The following is a 15,241-nucleotide window of genomic DNA, read 5'->3' as shown; positions in this document are numbered from 1 at the left end:
GTCTTGGCGGTACCGTGTCGCGCACAGCAGGCCCGAGCGCCGCACCGCGACGGGCCAGGACCGGGAGCGCCACACAGCATGACTGAGCCCTTCCGGGGGGACACCCCCGGACCCTCCGCACCAGACCGACTGACGCACCTCGACGACGCGGGCGCCGCCCGCATGGTCGACGTGTCCGGCAAGGACGTGACCGCGCGCACCGCCCGCGCCAGCGGACGCGTCCTCGTCTCGCCCCGCGTCGTCGAGCTGCTGCGCGGCGACGGCGTACCGAAGGGCGACGCCCTCGCCACCGCGCGCATCGCCGGGATCATGGGGGCCAAACGCACCCCGGACCTGATCCCGCTGTGTCACCCCTTGGCCCTCTCCGGTGTGAAACTGGATCTGGCGGTCGCGGACGACGCGGTGGAGATCCTGGCCACGGTGCGGACGACGGACCGCACGGGTGTCGAGATGGAGGCGCTCACGGCGGTCTCCGTCGCGGCGCTCACCGTGATCGACATGGTCAAGGCGGTCGACAAGGGAGCGGTCATCACGGACGTACGCGTGGAGGAGAAGACGGGCGGGAAGTCGGGCGACTGGAGCCGGCCGTGAACGCCGTGCCGGGCGCCGACGCCGCGCCGCGCGCGCCGTATCGCGCGCTGGTCGTGACCGCCTCCAACCGGGCCGCCGCCGGTGTCTACGAGGACAGGGGCGGACCGCTGGTCGCGGCGGGCCTGGCGGGCCTCGGGTTCACCGTGGACGGGCCGCGGGTCGTGCCCGACGGGGAACCCGTGGCGGCCGAGCTGCGCGCCGGGGTCGAGGCCGGGTACGACGTCGTCGTCACCACCGGCGGCACCGGCATCTCGCCCACCGACCGGACGCCGGAGGCGACCCGCGCGGTGCTCGACTACGAGGTGCCGGGCATCGCCGAGGCCGTCCGGGCGTTCGGACGGGAGAAGGTGCCCACCGCCGTGCTCTCCCGGGGTCTGGCCGGGGTGGCGGGCCGGACACTGATCGTCAACCTTCCGGGGTCCACCGGCGGGGTGCGGGACGGCCTCGCCGTCCTGGAACCGCTGCTGGCGCACGCCGTCGACCAGATCCGCGGCGGCGACCACCCCGGGCCGAGCAGTGGGGGTGCGAGCTGAACAGCCTGTCCTGGCCCGTCGTGCTGGTGGACGGCGACGTCGTCCTCCGGCCCATAAGGGTGCGTGACCAGCGGGCCTGGCGCGAGGTCAACCGGCGCAACCGGGACTGGCTGCGCCCCTGGGAGGCCACCATCCCGCCGCCCACGCCCAGCGGGCCGATCGCGCACCGGCCGACCTACCGGCAGATGGTCCGGCACCTGCGGTCCGAGGCGAACTCCGGCCGCATGCTGCCGTTCGTCATCGAGTACCAGGGGCGCCTGGTCGGGCAGTTGACCGTCGCCGGGATCACCTGGGGGTCGATGTGCTCGGGGCACGTCGGCTACTGGGTGGACCAGTCGGTGGCCGGCCGCGGGGTGATGCCGACGGCCGTCGCGCTCGTGGTGGACCACTGTTTCCGCACCGTTGGTCTGCACCGCATCGAGGTCTGCATTCGCCCCGAGAACCGGCCCAGCCGACGGGTCGTGGAGAAACTCGGATTCCGCGAGGAGGGGCTGCGGCCGCGTTATCTCCACATCGACGGCGCATGGCGCGACCACCTCGTCTACGCGCTCACCGCGGAAGAGGTGCCCGAGGGGTTGCTCGGCCGCTGGCAGCGGGCGCGTTCCGGCACTCCGCACGGGCCCCGCAATCCGCAGAACACCCCGGGGAATCCCGGCTAGCCGAACAAATTGAATGCGTGTTCGAAATTGATCGGTTCTTGACCGTCTCGGGGCGTTGAATTCGCGGCTCCGGCGGCCTACTGATCGCATCGGTCACAAAAAAAGCTCGAAATATCAGCCGGATCGTGCGACACACCGGCGCAATTGGCAGATGGCCCCACGCAAACCCCTCTACCGTGTGAGGCGTGAGCAGCAGCGGCCTCATCTACGCAGTCATTGTCGGGGCCTGGGCCGCCTACTTGGTGCCGATGTGGCTCCGTAGGCAGGACGAGCTGAACGAGGCCCGTCCGACGGAACGCTTCAGCACCGCCATCCGGCTGCTGTCCGGACGGGCGGGGATGGAGCGCCGGTACGCCAAGGACCTGCGGGCGCGCTCCGCCTCGGAGGGGGAGCAGGACGCCGGCGAACCGGACGCCGCCACCGACTCGGTGGACGTCCGGGCCTTCGCCATGCCTCCGACCCGCCGTCAGGTCCGGGCGGACGTCCAGGCGGAGAAGGAGCAGGAGGCGCCCGGACGCCAGGAACCGGCGCGCGACCAGACGGCCGCGCCGGCGGCCAAGTCCGCGTCCGCGCCGCCCCGTCAGACGGGCGCCGCATCCGTACCGGCCCCGGCATCCGCCTCCACCTCCGCGCCCAAGTCGGGCTCCACGCCCGCGCCCAAGTCGGGCTCCACGCACGCCCGTAAACAGATTCCGACCCCCCGGCGCGCGCCTTCCCCACAGGCGGCGGCGGAACGCGCCCGGCGTTCGAAGGCGCTCGCCCGCCGCCGGCGCACCACCGTCATGCTCTTCGTCGCCTTCACGCTGGGCGCGATCGTCGCCGCCGTCGGGGGACTCGCCTTCCTGTGGGCACCGGGCGTGCCCGCCGTCATGCTCAGCGCCTACATCGCCTACCTGCGCGCACAGGAACGCCGCCGCTTCGCCTACCAGATGGACCGGCGTCAGGCCGAGGCCGCCGCACAGCGGTTGCGCGAACGCCAGCCGCGCCGACGCGCGCCCCTCGACCCCGCGGGCGCCCGCGCGGACGAACCGGAGGAGGGACCAGCGACCGCAACCGACCCCGGCCTGTCCGCGCTCGCCGCCGACCGGCGCGCCCTCGTCGAGCAGACCGACCACGCCGAGTGGGTCGACCAGCAGCGCGAGCGGCAGCGGCGGCCCGGACACGGGGAGAGCTGGGACCCGGTGCCGGTACCCCTGCCGACGTACGTGACCGCACCGGTCGCCCCACGCGCCACCTCGGACGTGGACCTGGGAGCGCCGGACGCGTGGAGCTCGGCGCGGTCCAGCGCCGTCGCGCCGGAGCAGGAGAGCAGGCCGGCGGAGCCCCAGGCCGAGGCGGAGGAGGCCGAGCCGGCCGACGACGACCGGACGGCACCGGCGGACGGCCGCACCGACGCCCGCCGCGCGGCCTCCGCCCGCCGGGCCCGGGAACGCGGCCGCACCCCCCTCTTCGACCAGTACGAGGACGGCGACCGCCCCCGTGCGGCCAACGAGTGACCTGACGGCGAGGGCGCGGGGCGCCTCGGCACCCCGCTCCTGACCAGTCAGGGAACGGATTTCCAAGCACCCTGACGGGGATGCTAGAGTTTCACTCGTTGCAAGGGCCTGTGGCGCAGTCCGGTAGCGCACCTCGTTCGCATCGAGGGGGCCAGGGGTTCGAATCCCCTCAGGTCCACTGCACGGTGAGACCCCGCACGATCGTCAAGATCGTGTGGGGTCTTCGTCGTTCTCGGAGGTGCCCTGCCGACTTCCCCGCCGAGTGCGACCTGCTGACGCTTCGTAGGCCGCGGCGAGATGGTCGAGCAGGGGCGCCGCGAAGGGGTGGGGGTCGCGGCGCGGTGTGATCGCGTAGATCCCACGGGTCGGCGGATCGACGAGGGCCACGGTGGTGGCGTCGGTCCGCAGCGCGCTCGTCAGCACACCGGGTATCAGCGCGATGGCGTGACCGGTCGCGACCAGGGCCAGCTTGCCGGGCAGATCGGCCGCCGTGAGATCGATGCGCGCGCCGACCCCGGCGCGGGCGGCGTGCCCGCGCAGGAGCGCTGCCGAGCCGTCGTTGTCCTCGACCCAGATCTCGTCGGCCAGCGTCTGCATGCGCACGGGACCGCGCCCGGCCCGCGGATGACCGACGGGCAGTACGACGACCATGTCGTCCAGCCCGAGGAACAACTGTTCGACCCGCTGGTCGTGGGGCAGCCCGGGCGGTGCGTCGGTGACGACGGCGAGGTCGAGATCACCGGCGGTCACACGGTGGTGCAGCTGCGCGCTGAGGCCGGGCGGCAGGCTCCAGCGGATCGATCCGGACTGCCTCAGCAGCGCCCGGACGGCCTCCGGGACCATCCCCGCGGCGAGAGAGGGCGTCGCGCCGACCGCCAGGGGCCGTTCGAACGCCCCGTCACGGACATCCCGTACGGCGCGCACCGTGCGGTCGGCCTCGGTGAGCGTGGCCAGGGCATGGCGCCGGAACACCTCGCCCGCCGCTGTCGGTCGTACGCCGCGCGCATGGCGTTCAAGGAGCGGTACGCCGAGCTGCCGCTCCAGTCCGGCGATCTGCCGGGAGACCGCCGACTGCGTGTGGCTGAGCTCGACGGCCGCCGCCGACAGCGACCGGAGCCGGCACACGGTCACGAAGGTCCGCCACACCGTCAGCTCCATGACCCCAGTATCCAGCCGACATGCGGCTCTCGCAGAGCTGCCCTGCGAGATCTGCGCTTGTCGCAGCCGTCACGGTGCACCACCGTGGCTCGTATGACCGCACCGCACACGCTTGCCACGGCCCCCGCCGCCGACGCTGCCGTGCTCGAACCGCTCCACGCCTACATCCGCGGACACGCCACCGGCGACCCCGCCCACTTCCGCGACGCGTTCCTGCCCACCGCCCACGTCGAAGGGATGCGGGACGGCGTGTTCGTCTCGTGGCCCCTCGACCGGTACTGCGCGCTCTTCCCGGGCCGGCCGGCCCCGGACGAACCGACGCGCTCCCGCCGTATCGACGCCGTCGACGTCCACGGCACCGTCGCCACCGCGACCATGACGCTCGTCCACGGCGCGGACACGTTCACCGACATCTTCCTGCTGGTCCGCGGCGGCGACGGCTGGCGCATCGCCAACAAGGCCTACCACCGGCACGCTTGAGGGGGTGACGCGCCCTACAGGCCGGCCGGCGGATCCGTCCGCAGGGCCTTCGCGAAGCAGCGGCTCGATTCGTATGCGCGGTAGTAGCCGAACTTGACGCACGGTTCGTAGCCGCTGGAGGTGTACAGGGCGATGGCCTCCGGCTGCTTGGTGCCGGTTTCCAGGACCATGCGGATGCGGCCGGCCGCGCGGGCGTCGGCCTCGAGGGCCGTGAGCATGCGGCGGGCGAGACCCCGGCCGCGCATCCCCTCGACGACGAACATGCGCTTGAGCTCGGCGTCGCCGTCCTCGTTGCCCTCGCCGTTCGCGTCCTGGCTGCGCCAGCCGCCGGTGGCCACCGGGCGGTCGGACTCGTCGTACGCGATCAGGTAGACGCCGTTCGGCGGCCTGAAGTCGGCCGTGCCGAGGACGGTGGCGTCGCCGCCGTCGCCGTAGCGCTGCTGGTACTCGGCCTGGACCTCGTCGTTCAGCTTGACGGCGTCGGGGTGGTCGAAGGCAACCGGGCGTATATTCATGTGAGGCATCGTATATTCGTGCGGGCGGCGAGCGCGGTGGGCATCGGGACTCCGTCCAGTGTGCCGGTATCGTGCCCTGGTGCTGACTGTGACCACGGTGAATGTGAACGGGCTGCGGGCCGCCGCCAAGAAGGGCTTCGTGGAGTGGCTCGCCGAGACCTCCGCGGACGTGCTCTGCCTCCAGGAGGTGCGCGCGGAGCCGCAGCAGCTCCCGGAAGAGGTGCGCGCGCCCGGCGGCTGGCACGTGGTGCACGCCCCCGCGGCGGCCAAGGGGCGCGCGGGCGTCTCCCTGTACACCCGGCGTGAGCCGGACCGCGTGCGCGTCGGCTTCGGGTCGGACGAGTTCGACACGAGCGGCCGCTACGTCGAGGCCGACCTGCCCGGGGTCACCGTCGTCTCGCTCTACCTCCCCTCCGGCGAGGTGGGCACCGAGCGGCAGGACGAGAAGTACCGGTTCATGACCGAGTTCCTCGCCCATCTGAAGGACCTGCGCGAGCGGGCCGCCGCCGACGGGCGCGAGGTCGTCGTCTGCGGCGACTGGAACATCGCCCACCAGCAGGCCGACCTGAAGAACTGGCGCGGCAACACCAAGAACTCCGGCTTCCTCCCGGAGGAGCGGGAATGGCTCGGCAAGGTCCTGGACCCGGCCGACGGCGGCTACGTCGACGTCGTGCGCGCGCTGCATCCGGAGGCGGAGGGGCCGTACACCTGGTGGTCGTACCGGGGCCGGGCCTTCGACAACGATTCCGGATGGCGCATCGACTACCAGCTGGGCACGCCCGGGCTCGCGGGCAAGGCGGTCAAGGGGTTCGTGGAGCGGGCGGCCACGCATGCCGAGCGGTGGTCCGACCATGCGCCGGTCACCGTCGTGTACGACCTCTGACGGCCTCCGACGACTTCTGACGGCCTCCGACCGATCCTGCTACGGGTTCTTCCGCAGCCTGCGGTCCAGCGCCAGTGACACCTCTGCCTCCACCACGCTGCGGGCCAGCGGGCGCAGGCGTTCCATGTCCTGCTCGGGGCCGTGGCGCAGGACGAGGTCGGCGAAGAGTTCGGCGAGGGCGTCGGCGTGTTCGCGGACGCTGCGGCCGGCCGCCAGGACCTCGGCGAGCGGGAAGCCCTCGCGGACCAGGGCCTCGGAGGCGTCCAGCAGGCGGCGGCTGATGTGGACGATGTCGTCGCCGTCGGTGCCGAGGTAGCCGAGGTCCATCGCGGCGGCGAGGTTCTCCGGGGTGACCTCGCCCTCGAAGCGGGCGGCGAGCTCCTCGGGGGTCAGGCGGACCGGCTCCTCCTCGGTGGGGGTGTCGACGCCGAGCAGTTCGGCGACGTCCTTGCCGTGGTCGAGGGCCTCCGCCAGCTCGGCGATGCCGTTCAGGGTGTGGCCGCGCTCCAGGAGCGCCGAGATCGTGCGCAGCCGGGCCAGGTGGTGGTCGTCGTACCAGGCGATACGGCCCTCGCGGCGGGGCGGCCGGATCAGCTTGCGCTCGCGGTAGAAGCGCAGGGTGCGCACGGTGATGCCGGCCAGTGCGGCCAGTTCCTCCATGCGGTACTCGCGCGGTCCGTCGTCGTCTGCCACGGGCGCAGCCTATGTTGTACCGCCGGTAACTTTCCCTCGTGCAGACCCTACCCATCGGTACGGAGCTGCTCTACAGTCCAACCGTGCCAGTGTTCACTGGCGTAATTGCGGGCGAGGTGTGGAGGCTCAGGGATGGCCCAGCACGAGCATGTACGGGTGGCGGTGATCGGGTCCGGGTTCGGCGGGCTGGGCGCGGCCGTGCGGTTGCGCAGGGAGGGGATCACCGACTTCGTCGTCCTGGAACGGGCCGGCAGCGTCGGTGGTACCTGGCGGGACAACAGCTATCCGGGGTGCGCCTGCGACGTGCCCTCCCACCTGTACTCCTTCTCCTTCGCGCCCAACCCCGACTGGCCGCGCACCTTCTCCGGGCAGGAGCACATCCGCGCCTACCTGGAGCACGTCACCGACGTGTTCGGACTCCGCCCCCACCTCCGCTTCGATGCCGAGGTCAAGCGGATGGCCTGGGACGCGGAGGCGCTGCGCTGGGAGATCGAGACCGCCGCCGGCACCTTCTCCGCCGACGTCGTCGTCTCCGCCACCGGGCCGCTCTCCGACCCGAAGATCCCCGAGATCCCGGGGCTGGACTCTTTCCCCGGCAAGGTCTTCCACTCGGCCCGCTGGGACCACGACTACGACCTGCGCGGCAAGCGGGTCGCCATGGTCGGCACCGGCGCCTCCGCGATCCAGATCGTGCCGGCCGTCCAGCCCGAGGTCGCACACCTCACCCTCTTCCAGCGCACCCCGCCGTGGGTGATGCCCCGCGTCGACCGGGCCATCAGCGCCGCCGAACGCCGGCTGCACCGCGCGCTGCCCTTCACCACCCAGGCCAGGCGCGGCCTCCTGTGGGGCATCCGGGAGCTCCAGGTCCAGGCCTTCACCAAGCGGCCCGACGAACTCGGCCTGGTGGAGAGCCTCGCCAAGCGCAACATGGCCCGCGCGATCAAGGACCCCGCGCTGCGCGCCAAGCTGACCCCGGACTACCGCATCGGCTGCAAGCGGATCCTGCTCTCCAGCACCTACTATCCGGCGCTGGCCCGGCCGAACGTGGACGTGGTGGCGAGCGGGCTCGGCGAGATCCGCGGGTCGACGGTCGTCGCCGCCGACGGCACCAGCGCCGAGGTCGACGCGATCGTCTTCGGCACCGGCTTCCACGTCACCGACATGCCCATCGCCGAACGGGTCGTCGGCGCCGACGGACGGACCCTCGCGGAGACCTGGAAGGGCGGCATGGAGGCGCTGCGCGGCGCCTCGGCCGCCGGGTTCCCGAACTGGATGACGATCATCGGGCCCAACACCGGCCTCGGGAACTCCTCCATGATCCTCATGATCGAGTCCCAGCTGAACTACATGGCCGACTACCTGCGCCAGCTCCGCGTCCTCGGCGGGCGGGCCGCCCTGGACGCGCGCCCCGGTGCCGTGGCCGCCTGGAACCACAAGGTCCAGGAGCGCATGAAGCGCACCGTCTGGAACACCGGCGGCTGCACCAGCTGGTACCTGGACCCGAGCGGCCGCAACACCACCATCTGGCCCGGCACGACCACGGAGTTCCGGCGCGCGACCCAGCGGGTGGATCTCGCGGAGTACGACGTGATCCGCGCGCCCCAGCCGACCGGCGCCGACAGCACCGGCGCCGACAGCACCGGCGCCGACAGCACCGGCGCCGTCAGCACCGGCGGCGAGCGGGCCGCGGACGCGGAGGTGGGCGCGTGAGCCGGCTCACCCATGTGACCTCCGGGCCGTACGCGCCGCCCGCGCCCGCCCGCGAACTCACCGTGGTCTCCGCCGACGGCGCCCGCCTGCACGTCGAGGTGCACGGCGCCGAGGACGCGCCCCCCGTCGTCCTCGCCCACGGCTGGACCTGCTCGACCGCCTTCTGGGCCGCGCAGACACGGGAACTGGCCGTCGACCACCGGGTCATCGCGTACGACCAGCGGGGGCACGGGCGCAGTCCCGCGAGCCCCGCGTGCAGTACCCGGGCGCTGGCGGACGACCTCGAAGCGGTGCTCGCGGGGACCCTCGCCCGCGGGGAGCGTGCCGTGATCGTCGGCCACTCGATGGGCGGCATGACCGTCATGGCGGCCGCCGGGCGCCCCCGTTTCCGCGAGCACGCCGCCGCCGTCCTGCTGTGCAGCACCGGCAGTTCGCGGCTGGTCGAGGAAGCGCGCGTACTGCCGTTGCGCGCCGGTGGCCTGCGCACCCGGCTGACGGCGGGTGTCCTGGCCTCGCGCGCCCCGCTCGGGCCGGTCACGCCCCTCGCGCGGCGCATCCTCAAGTACGCGACCATGGGCCCGGGTTCCGCCCCGCACATGGTCGAGGCGTGCGCACGGATCGTGCACGCCTGCCCGAGCGCCGTGCGCCACACCTGGGCTCGCGTTCTCGCGCAGCTCGACCTCGACCACGGCGTACGGGAGTTGAGCGCGCCCACGGCGGTCGTCACCGGCACGGCCGACCGGCTCACGCCCCCGGTGCACGCCCGCGCGCTGATCGCCGCGCTGCCGCACCCCCTCGGCCTCACCGAACTGCCGGGCATGGGCCACATGACGCCGGTCGAGGCACCGGGGCTGGTCAACGGAAAGATCCGGGAGCTGGTCACCGCGTACGTGACCGACGCCCCTGAGGAAGCCGGCGCCGACGGGCCCGCGCGGATCAAGGAGGGCTCATGAGCAGGGTCGGTCTCGAAGGACAGGTCGCCGTCGTCACCGGAGCGGCGCGCGGGGTCGGGGAGTTGCTCGCCCGCAAGCTCTCCGCGCGCGGGGCCACGGTCGCCCTGGTCGGGCTGGAGGAGGAGGCCCTCAAGGAGGTCTCCGGCAGGCTGCACGGCGACAGCGCGTACTGGTACGCCGACGTCACCGACCACGAGGCGATGGGCCGGGTCGCGCGGGAGGTCAAGGAGCGGTTCGGGAAGGTCGACATCGTGGTGGCCAACGCCGGGGTGGCGAACGGCGGTCCGTTCGCCGAGTCGGACCCGGTGGCCTGGCGGCGGGTGATCGAGGTCAACCTGATCGGCTCGGCGGTGACGGCGCGCGCGTTCCTGCCGGTTCTCACCGAGAGCCGCGGCTACCTGTTGCAGATCGCCTCGCTGGCCGCGATCACGCCGGCCCCGATGATGACGGCCTACTGCGCGTCCAAGGCGGGCGTGGAGGCGTACGCGCACAGCCTGCGCGCCGAGGTCGGCCACCAGGGCGTGCGGGTCGGGGTCGGGTACCTGTCCTGGACGGACACCGACATGGTGCGCGGAGCCGACCAGGACGAGGTGATGCGGGAGTTGCGGCAGAGGCTGCCGTGGCCGGCGAACAAGACGTACCCGCTGGGTCCGGCCGTGGACCGGATCGTGGCCGGCATCGAGCGGCGCTCGGCGCACGTGTACGGGCAGCGCTGGCTGCGGGGCATGCAGGGCGTGCGCGGGTATCTGCCGACGCTGATCGGCACGGTCGGGCAGCGGGAGATGAAGCGGTTCGCGCCCCGGTTGCAGGGCATGCGTACGGGGCTCGTCGGTGCAGGTGGGGCGGCCGACGAGGAGGCGCGTGCTACGCACCGTAACTGATCGAAATGCGCGCGTAGTCGGCCCGTGTGAGTCTGGTCGAGGCCCCACTGAGGGCCGATCCCCTCACCCTCCACAGGAGTGAACCCACATGGGTATGAAGGACAAGGCCGGCAAGACGCAGGGACAGGCCAAGCAGAAGATGCACGAGGGCCAGCAGCAGGCGCAGCAGCACGGCCAGCAGGCCCAGCAGCGCGGTCAGCAGGCGCAGCAGCGTGGCCAGCAGGGTGCCCAGCACACGCAGCAGCGCGGGCAGCAGACGCAGGAGCGCGGCCGGCAGGCGGCTGAGCGGGGTCGTCAGAACATGGACGACACCGAGCAGGAGATGCAGGACCGGTTCGACCAGGACTACGACGCGTAGTCGTTGCACTTGGTTTGGCCGAAACGGCGTGGGGCGCCCTTCTTTTGGAGGGTGCCCCACGTTGGTTTCGGGGTGGTGGCGGTTGGGGGCGGGTGCGCCCCGGTGGGGGCTTGTCGCGCAGTTCCCCGCGCCCCTCTGGCAAGGACGCTCCCCGGCGTCTCAAGTGGCCGTCGGCCTCGGGGGAAGCATCGGGCGGGCCCTGTTCGGGACTTCGCTGTGGTCGGGCGGGACCGCTGCCGGGTGGTCGGTCAGGAGGTCCAGGGCCAGTTGGATGGCGTCGTCCATCTCGACGTGGCGGCCCTCCGCCCAGTCCATCGGGGTGCGCAGGACCTCGATGTCGGGGGCGACGCCGTGGTTCTCGACGGACCAGCCGTAGTCCTCGAACCAGGCCGCGTTCATCGGCACCGTGATCACCGTGCCGTCGCCCAGGCGGTGGCGGCCGGTCATGCCGACCACTCCGCCCCAGGTGCGCTGCCCGACGACCGGCCCGAGCTTCAGCAGCTTGATCGCGGCCGTGATCATGTCGCCGTCGGAGGAAGTGGCCTCGTCGGCGAGCGCGACGATCGGGCCGCGCGGGGCGTTGGAGGCGTACGACACCGGCTGCGCGTTCCTCGTCAGGTCCCAGCCGAGGATGGTCCGGGTGAGCTTCTCCACCACGAGTTCGCTGATGTGGCCGCCCGCGTTGCCGCGCACGTCCACGATGAGCGCAGGGCGGGAGACCTCCATCCGCAGATCGCGGTTGAACTGGGCCCAGCCCGAGCCGCCCATGTCCGGGATGTGCAGGTAGCCGCACTTGCCGCCGCTCATCTCCCGTACCACCTCGCGGCGTTTGGCCACCCAGTCCTGGTAGCGCAGCGGCCGTTCGTCGATCAGCGGGAGGACGGCGACCCGGCGCGGCGGCCCCGACTCGCCCTCGCCCGGGGTGAACGTCAGCTCCACCGTCGTGGCCCCCGCCCCGGCGAGCAGCGGGAACGGCCCGGTCACCGGGTCCACCGGCCTGCCGTCGACGTGGGTGAGGACCGCGCCCTCCCGGATGCCGGTGCCGGCCAGCGGGGAACGCGCCTTGGAGTCGGAGGAGTCGCCGGGCAGGATCCGCTTGACCGCCCAGCCGCCGTCCCGGCGTACGAAGTTGGCGCCGAGCAGGCCCTGGAGGCGCTGGTAGTGCGGCGGGCCCTCGTTGCGGCGGGCCGGGGTGACGTAGGCGTGCGAGGTGCCGAGCTCGCCGAGGAGTTCGCGGAGGAGGTCGGCGAAGTCGTCGGGGGAGGCGACCCGTTCGACCAGCGGGCGGTACTGGTCGAGCACCCCGTCCCAGTCGATGCCGCACATCCCGGGGTCCCAGAAGTAGTCCCGGATGAGGCGGCCGGCCTCGGCGTACGACTGGCGCCACTCGGCGGGCGGGTCGACCTCGTGGAGGATGCGGCGCAGGTCGATCCAGACGGTCGTGTCGCCGTCGCCGGACTCGGTCGACGGCACGGCCCGCAGCTCGCCCTCGTCGACCACGACCAGCCGGCTGCCGTCGCCGCTGACCGTGAACCAGTCGAGGTGGTCCACCAGTTCGGACTTCTTCGCCTTGCTGATGTTGAAGTACTCCAGGGTCGGCCGCCCGCTGGTGTCGGCCGGGTTGACGAAGGTCTCGCCCAGCGCGCCCGAGATCGGCCAGCGCAGCCAGACCAGGCCGCCGCCGGCGACCGGGTACAGCGCCGAGTACTTGGAGGCGGTGACCGGGAACGGCGTCACCCGGCTCTCCAGCCCCTCCACCTCGACCGTCACCGCGCCGCCCTCGCCGGGCTCCTCGTCCTCCATGGGGTCCAGGCCGCCGGCGGCCGGCCGTCCGTCCGGGTTGAGCGCGAACGGGGAGGGGGTCGCCGACGAGAGCGGGACCAGGTAGGGGCGGCAGCCGAGCGGGAAGGACAGGTCGCCGGTGTGCACGTCGTACACCGGGTCGAAGCCGCGCCAGGACAGGAAGGCGAGGTAGCGGCCGTCGCGGGTGAAGACCGGGTTCTCGTCCTCGAAGCGGCCGTTGGTGACGTCGATGACGAGCCGGTCGCTGATACGGGCCATCTTGATCTGCCGGAGCGAACGGCCGATGCCCGGATGCGACCAGGTCAACCATGACCCGTCCGGTGAGAAGGCCAGATCACGGACCGGTCCGTTGACCGACTGGATCAGCTCGGTGACCACGTCGTCGGACCCCGCATCATCAATATGGTCAACGTTGACGGCGACGGAAGCGTCAGCGCCGTCAACTCCGTCAACACCCTCAACGTCATCGACAACCCCGTCAACGTCGCCCACCTCCTCGGTCGCGTCGATGAGCAGCAGCCGGCCGTCGTGGGCCGCCACCGCCAGCCGTTCGCCCAGCGGGTCCGAGACCAGTTCGAGCACCCGGCCCAGCTTTCCGCAGGCAAGGCGGCGCGGTGGGCGGGCGCCGGTCGCCCGGGGCAGGTGGGCGATCTCGACGGCGTCCTCGCCGCAGGCGTCGGTGACGTAGGCGATCTGCCCGGTCGAGCCGAGCATCTCCGGGAGCCGTACCCGTACCCCGGGGGTGTCGGCGATGGTGCGGGCCGGTCCGTCGCGGTGGGTGAGCCAGTACAGGCTGCCGCGTACGACGACGGCGCCGGCCCGTCCCGTCTCGTCGACGGAGACGCCGTCGACGTGCTGGGCGGCCGGCACCTGGTAGGGGCGGCGCCCGGCCCGGGGCCCGGAGAGCCGTACGTCGAGCCGGCGCGGTGCCGCGTCCGGGCCGAGGTCGTCGACGAGCCAGAGGTCGCCCGCGCACTGGTAGACCACACGCGTGCCGTCGCTGGCGGCGTGCCGGGCGTAGAAGGCGTCGTGGTCGGTGTGGCGGCGCAGGTCGGAGCCGTCGTAGGCGCAGGAGTAGAGGTTGCCGACGCCCTCGTGGTCGGAGAGGAAGGCGATCCGGCCGCCGACGAACATCGGGGAGTCCAGATGGCCGCCGATTCCTTCGAGCAGCCGCTGCCCGTGCAGCCACAGCCGGCCCATGGCGCCGCCCCGGTAGCGCTTCCAGCCGGCCGGTTCGTGCGGCGGGGTGCCGGTGAGCAGCAGGGTCCTGCGTTCGTCGGCGATGTCGGCGACCTGGATGTCGGCGACCGGCCCCCAGGGCAGTTTGCGGCCCGGGTCGCCGTCGGGGGAGACCTTGTAGGCCCAGGTGAAATAGGAGAAGGGCTGCCCGTGCGAGGCGACCGCCAGGATGTCCGCCGTGCCGTCCCTGTCGGGGGGCGTCCAGCCGCACACCTGGGTGTCGGCGCTGCCCCAGTACGTCAGCTGCCGGCCGGGGCCGCCGTCGGCGTCGACCAGGTGGATCTCGGGCACCAGGCTCCGCCAGCTCGTGTACGCGATCCGGCGGCCGTCGGGGGAGAAGCGCGGATGACCCACTTTGGTGCGGTCGACGGTGAGCCGCCAGGCGCGGCCCGGGGCGTCGAGCGAGGTCAGCCAGAGGTCGTCCTCGGCCACGAAGCACAACAGGTCGCCGCTGAGATGCGGCAGGCGCAGATAGCTCACCTCCCCATGCTTTTCCGGGGGCGGATGGGCAGCAACTCGTGGGAACTCACGGATTTCTCAGCCACGTGAGACAGCACACGTACGAAACGGTTTCGTTTCTGTAGATCGCAGGGTATCTTCGAGACGTAAGAACGAAGGTACCGATGGAGCGGTGAAGGGTGAGTGGCATGACTGAGGTCGCAACGGCGCGTCGCAGTCGGATCACGCCCGAGCGTGAGGCCGAGCTGTACGAGGCCGTGCTCGACCTGCTCCGCGAGGTCGGCTACGACGCCCTCACCATGGACGCCGTCGCCGCCCGCACCAAGTCCAGCAAGGCCACCCTCTACCGCCAGTGGGGCGGCAAGGCCGAGCTGGTGGCCAGAGCGGTGCGGTACCAGAAGCCGGGGGGCTCCCTCGGCGAGATCGACACCGGGTCGCTCCGGGGTGACCTGCACACCCTCACGATGCGTTCGGACGACTGCGAGATGGAGCAGAACTCCGCGTTGATGCGTGGCCTCGCCATGGCGGTCCACGGCAACCCGGACCTCCTGCAGGCGTTCAAGGAGCATCTGATCGAGCCCGAGATGGCCCAGTTCCGCCAGGTGCTGCAACGGGCCATCGACCGTGGCGAGGTCCGCGCGGACAACCCCGCGATCGGCTTCGTGATGCACATGATGATCGGTGGGTTCGCCGCCCGCTCGCTCATCGACGAGCAGCCGCCCACCCAGGCCTTCCTGCTGTCGTACATCGACGCCGTGGTGCTTCCCGCCCTCGGCGCACCCACCAGCTGACCCCTCCCCACAGCCAGTCCACCTGACGTCTCCGCTCAC

Annotated in this window: 14 protein-coding genes, 1 tRNA gene and 1 pseudogene; 12 read left to right on the top strand and 4 right to left on the bottom strand. The window is 72.3% G+C overall.

The window, feature by feature from the left end:
• The first annotated feature begins 78 nt into the window (after window positions 1–78).
• The 5 genes from moaC (at window position 79) to ACGF5O_RS38990 (ending at window position 3,457) form a co-directional block, all read left to right on the top strand.
• On the top strand, window positions 79–591 hold the full coding sequence (gene moaC, locus ACGF5O_RS39010; protein WP_393814659.1) for a cyclic pyranopterin monophosphate synthase MoaC: 513 nt from the start codon (window positions 79–81) through the stop codon (window positions 589–591).
• A complete protein-coding gene (locus ACGF5O_RS39005) occupies window positions 588–1,124 on the top strand; it encodes a molybdenum cofactor biosynthesis protein B (RefSeq protein WP_393814658.1) in 537 nt (178 codons plus the stop codon). The genes moaC and ACGF5O_RS39005 overlap by 4 nt, the downstream gene beginning before the upstream one ends.
• 20 nt (window positions 1,125–1,144) lie before the next feature.
• A complete protein-coding gene (locus tag ACGF5O_RS39000) occupies window positions 1,145–1,783 on the top strand; it encodes a GNAT family N-acetyltransferase (RefSeq protein WP_393814657.1) in 639 nt (212 codons plus the stop codon).
• Between the two features lie 185 nt (window positions 1,784–1,968).
• A complete protein-coding gene (gene glpR / locus ACGF5O_RS38995; RefSeq protein ID WP_393814656.1) occupies window positions 1,969–3,279 on the top strand; it encodes a gephyrin-like molybdotransferase receptor GlpR in 1,311 nt (436 codons plus the stop codon).
• Between the two features lie 104 nt (window positions 3,280–3,383).
• A tRNA-Ala gene (locus ACGF5O_RS38990) sits at window positions 3,384–3,457 on the top strand.
• A 26-nt stretch (window positions 3,458–3,483) separates the two neighbouring features.
• Here the strand turns inward: ACGF5O_RS38990 and ACGF5O_RS38985 are convergent.
• The gene (locus tag ACGF5O_RS38985; RefSeq protein WP_393814655.1) at window positions 3,484–4,437 is read right to left on the bottom strand and encodes a LysR family transcriptional regulator; all 954 of its coding nucleotides are present in this window, start codon (window positions 4,435–4,437) and stop codon (window positions 3,484–3,486) included.
• 114 nt (window positions 4,438–4,551) lie between these two features.
• On the opposite strand from ACGF5O_RS38985, the pseudogene ACGF5O_RS38980 reads away from it, so the two are divergent.
• Window positions 4,552–4,917: pseudogene (locus tag ACGF5O_RS38980) on the top strand (nuclear transport factor 2 family protein); the annotation flags it as partial.
• A 14-nt stretch (window positions 4,918–4,931) separates the two neighbouring features.
• On the opposite strand, the gene ACGF5O_RS38975 reads toward ACGF5O_RS38980, so the two are convergent.
• Window positions 4,932–5,432 (bottom strand): GNAT family N-acetyltransferase, encoded by a 501-nt coding sequence (locus tag ACGF5O_RS38975; RefSeq protein ID WP_393814654.1) that lies wholly within the window; start codon window positions 5,430–5,432, stop codon window positions 4,932–4,934.
• A 79-nt stretch (window positions 5,433–5,511) separates the two neighbouring features.
• Here ACGF5O_RS38975 and ACGF5O_RS38970 point away from each other — a divergent pair, with 79 nt between their 5' ends.
• Complete coding sequence (locus ACGF5O_RS38970; protein WP_393814653.1) at window positions 5,512–6,315, top strand: exodeoxyribonuclease III; 804 nt, start codon at window positions 5,512–5,514, stop codon at window positions 6,313–6,315.
• A gap of 39 nt (window positions 6,316–6,354) precedes the next feature.
• On the opposite strand, the gene ACGF5O_RS38965 is transcribed toward ACGF5O_RS38970, so the two are convergent.
• Entirely contained in the window at window positions 6,355–6,975 is a 621-nt protein-coding gene (locus tag ACGF5O_RS38965) for a MerR family transcriptional regulator (protein ID WP_393814725.1), read from the bottom strand.
• Between the two features lie 165 nt (window positions 6,976–7,140).
• On the opposite strand from ACGF5O_RS38965, the gene ACGF5O_RS38960 reads away from it, so the two are divergent.
• From ACGF5O_RS38960 to ACGF5O_RS38945, 4 genes are all read left to right on the top strand, one after another.
• Entirely contained in the window at window positions 7,141–8,718 is a 1,578-nt protein-coding gene (locus ACGF5O_RS38960) for a flavin-containing monooxygenase (protein WP_393814652.1), read from the top strand.
• The gene (locus tag ACGF5O_RS38955; RefSeq protein ID WP_393814651.1) at window positions 8,715–9,671 is read left to right on the top strand and encodes an alpha/beta fold hydrolase; all 957 of its coding nucleotides are present in this window, start codon (window positions 8,715–8,717) and stop codon (window positions 9,669–9,671) included. Before ACGF5O_RS38960 ends, ACGF5O_RS38955 begins: the two co-directional genes overlap by 4 nt.
• Entirely contained in the window at window positions 9,668–10,552 is an 885-nt protein-coding gene (locus ACGF5O_RS38950) for an SDR family oxidoreductase (RefSeq protein ID WP_393814650.1), read from the top strand. The genes ACGF5O_RS38955 and ACGF5O_RS38950 overlap by 4 nt, the downstream gene beginning before the upstream one ends.
• An 88-nt stretch (window positions 10,553–10,640) precedes the next feature.
• Window positions 10,641–10,910 carry a hypothetical protein gene (locus ACGF5O_RS38945; protein ID WP_393814649.1) on the top strand — a complete coding sequence of 90 codons (270 nt, stop codon included), beginning with the start codon at window positions 10,641–10,643 and terminating at the stop codon, window positions 10,908–10,910.
• 159 nt (window positions 10,911–11,069) lie between these two features.
• Here the strand turns inward: ACGF5O_RS38945 and ACGF5O_RS38940 are convergent, their stop codons facing one another.
• Complete coding sequence (locus ACGF5O_RS38940; RefSeq protein ID WP_393814648.1) at window positions 11,070–14,432, bottom strand: S41 family peptidase; 3,363 nt, start codon at window positions 14,430–14,432, stop codon at window positions 11,070–11,072.
• Window positions 14,433–14,599: 167 nt separating this feature from the next.
• Between ACGF5O_RS38940 and ACGF5O_RS38935 the strand changes: the two genes are divergently transcribed.
• Entirely contained in the window at window positions 14,600–15,202 is a 603-nt protein-coding gene (locus ACGF5O_RS38935) for a TetR/AcrR family transcriptional regulator (protein ID WP_393814647.1), read from the top strand.
• Window positions 15,203–15,241 lie beyond the last annotated feature (39 nt).

It is taken from the genome of Streptomyces sp. NPDC048291 (assembly GCF_043201715.1).
GTDB lineage: Bacteria > Actinomycetota > Actinomycetes > Streptomycetales > Streptomycetaceae > Streptomyces.
Note: the sequence above shows the minus strand (reverse complement) of the source record. Positions and strands in the feature narration are given on the sequence as shown.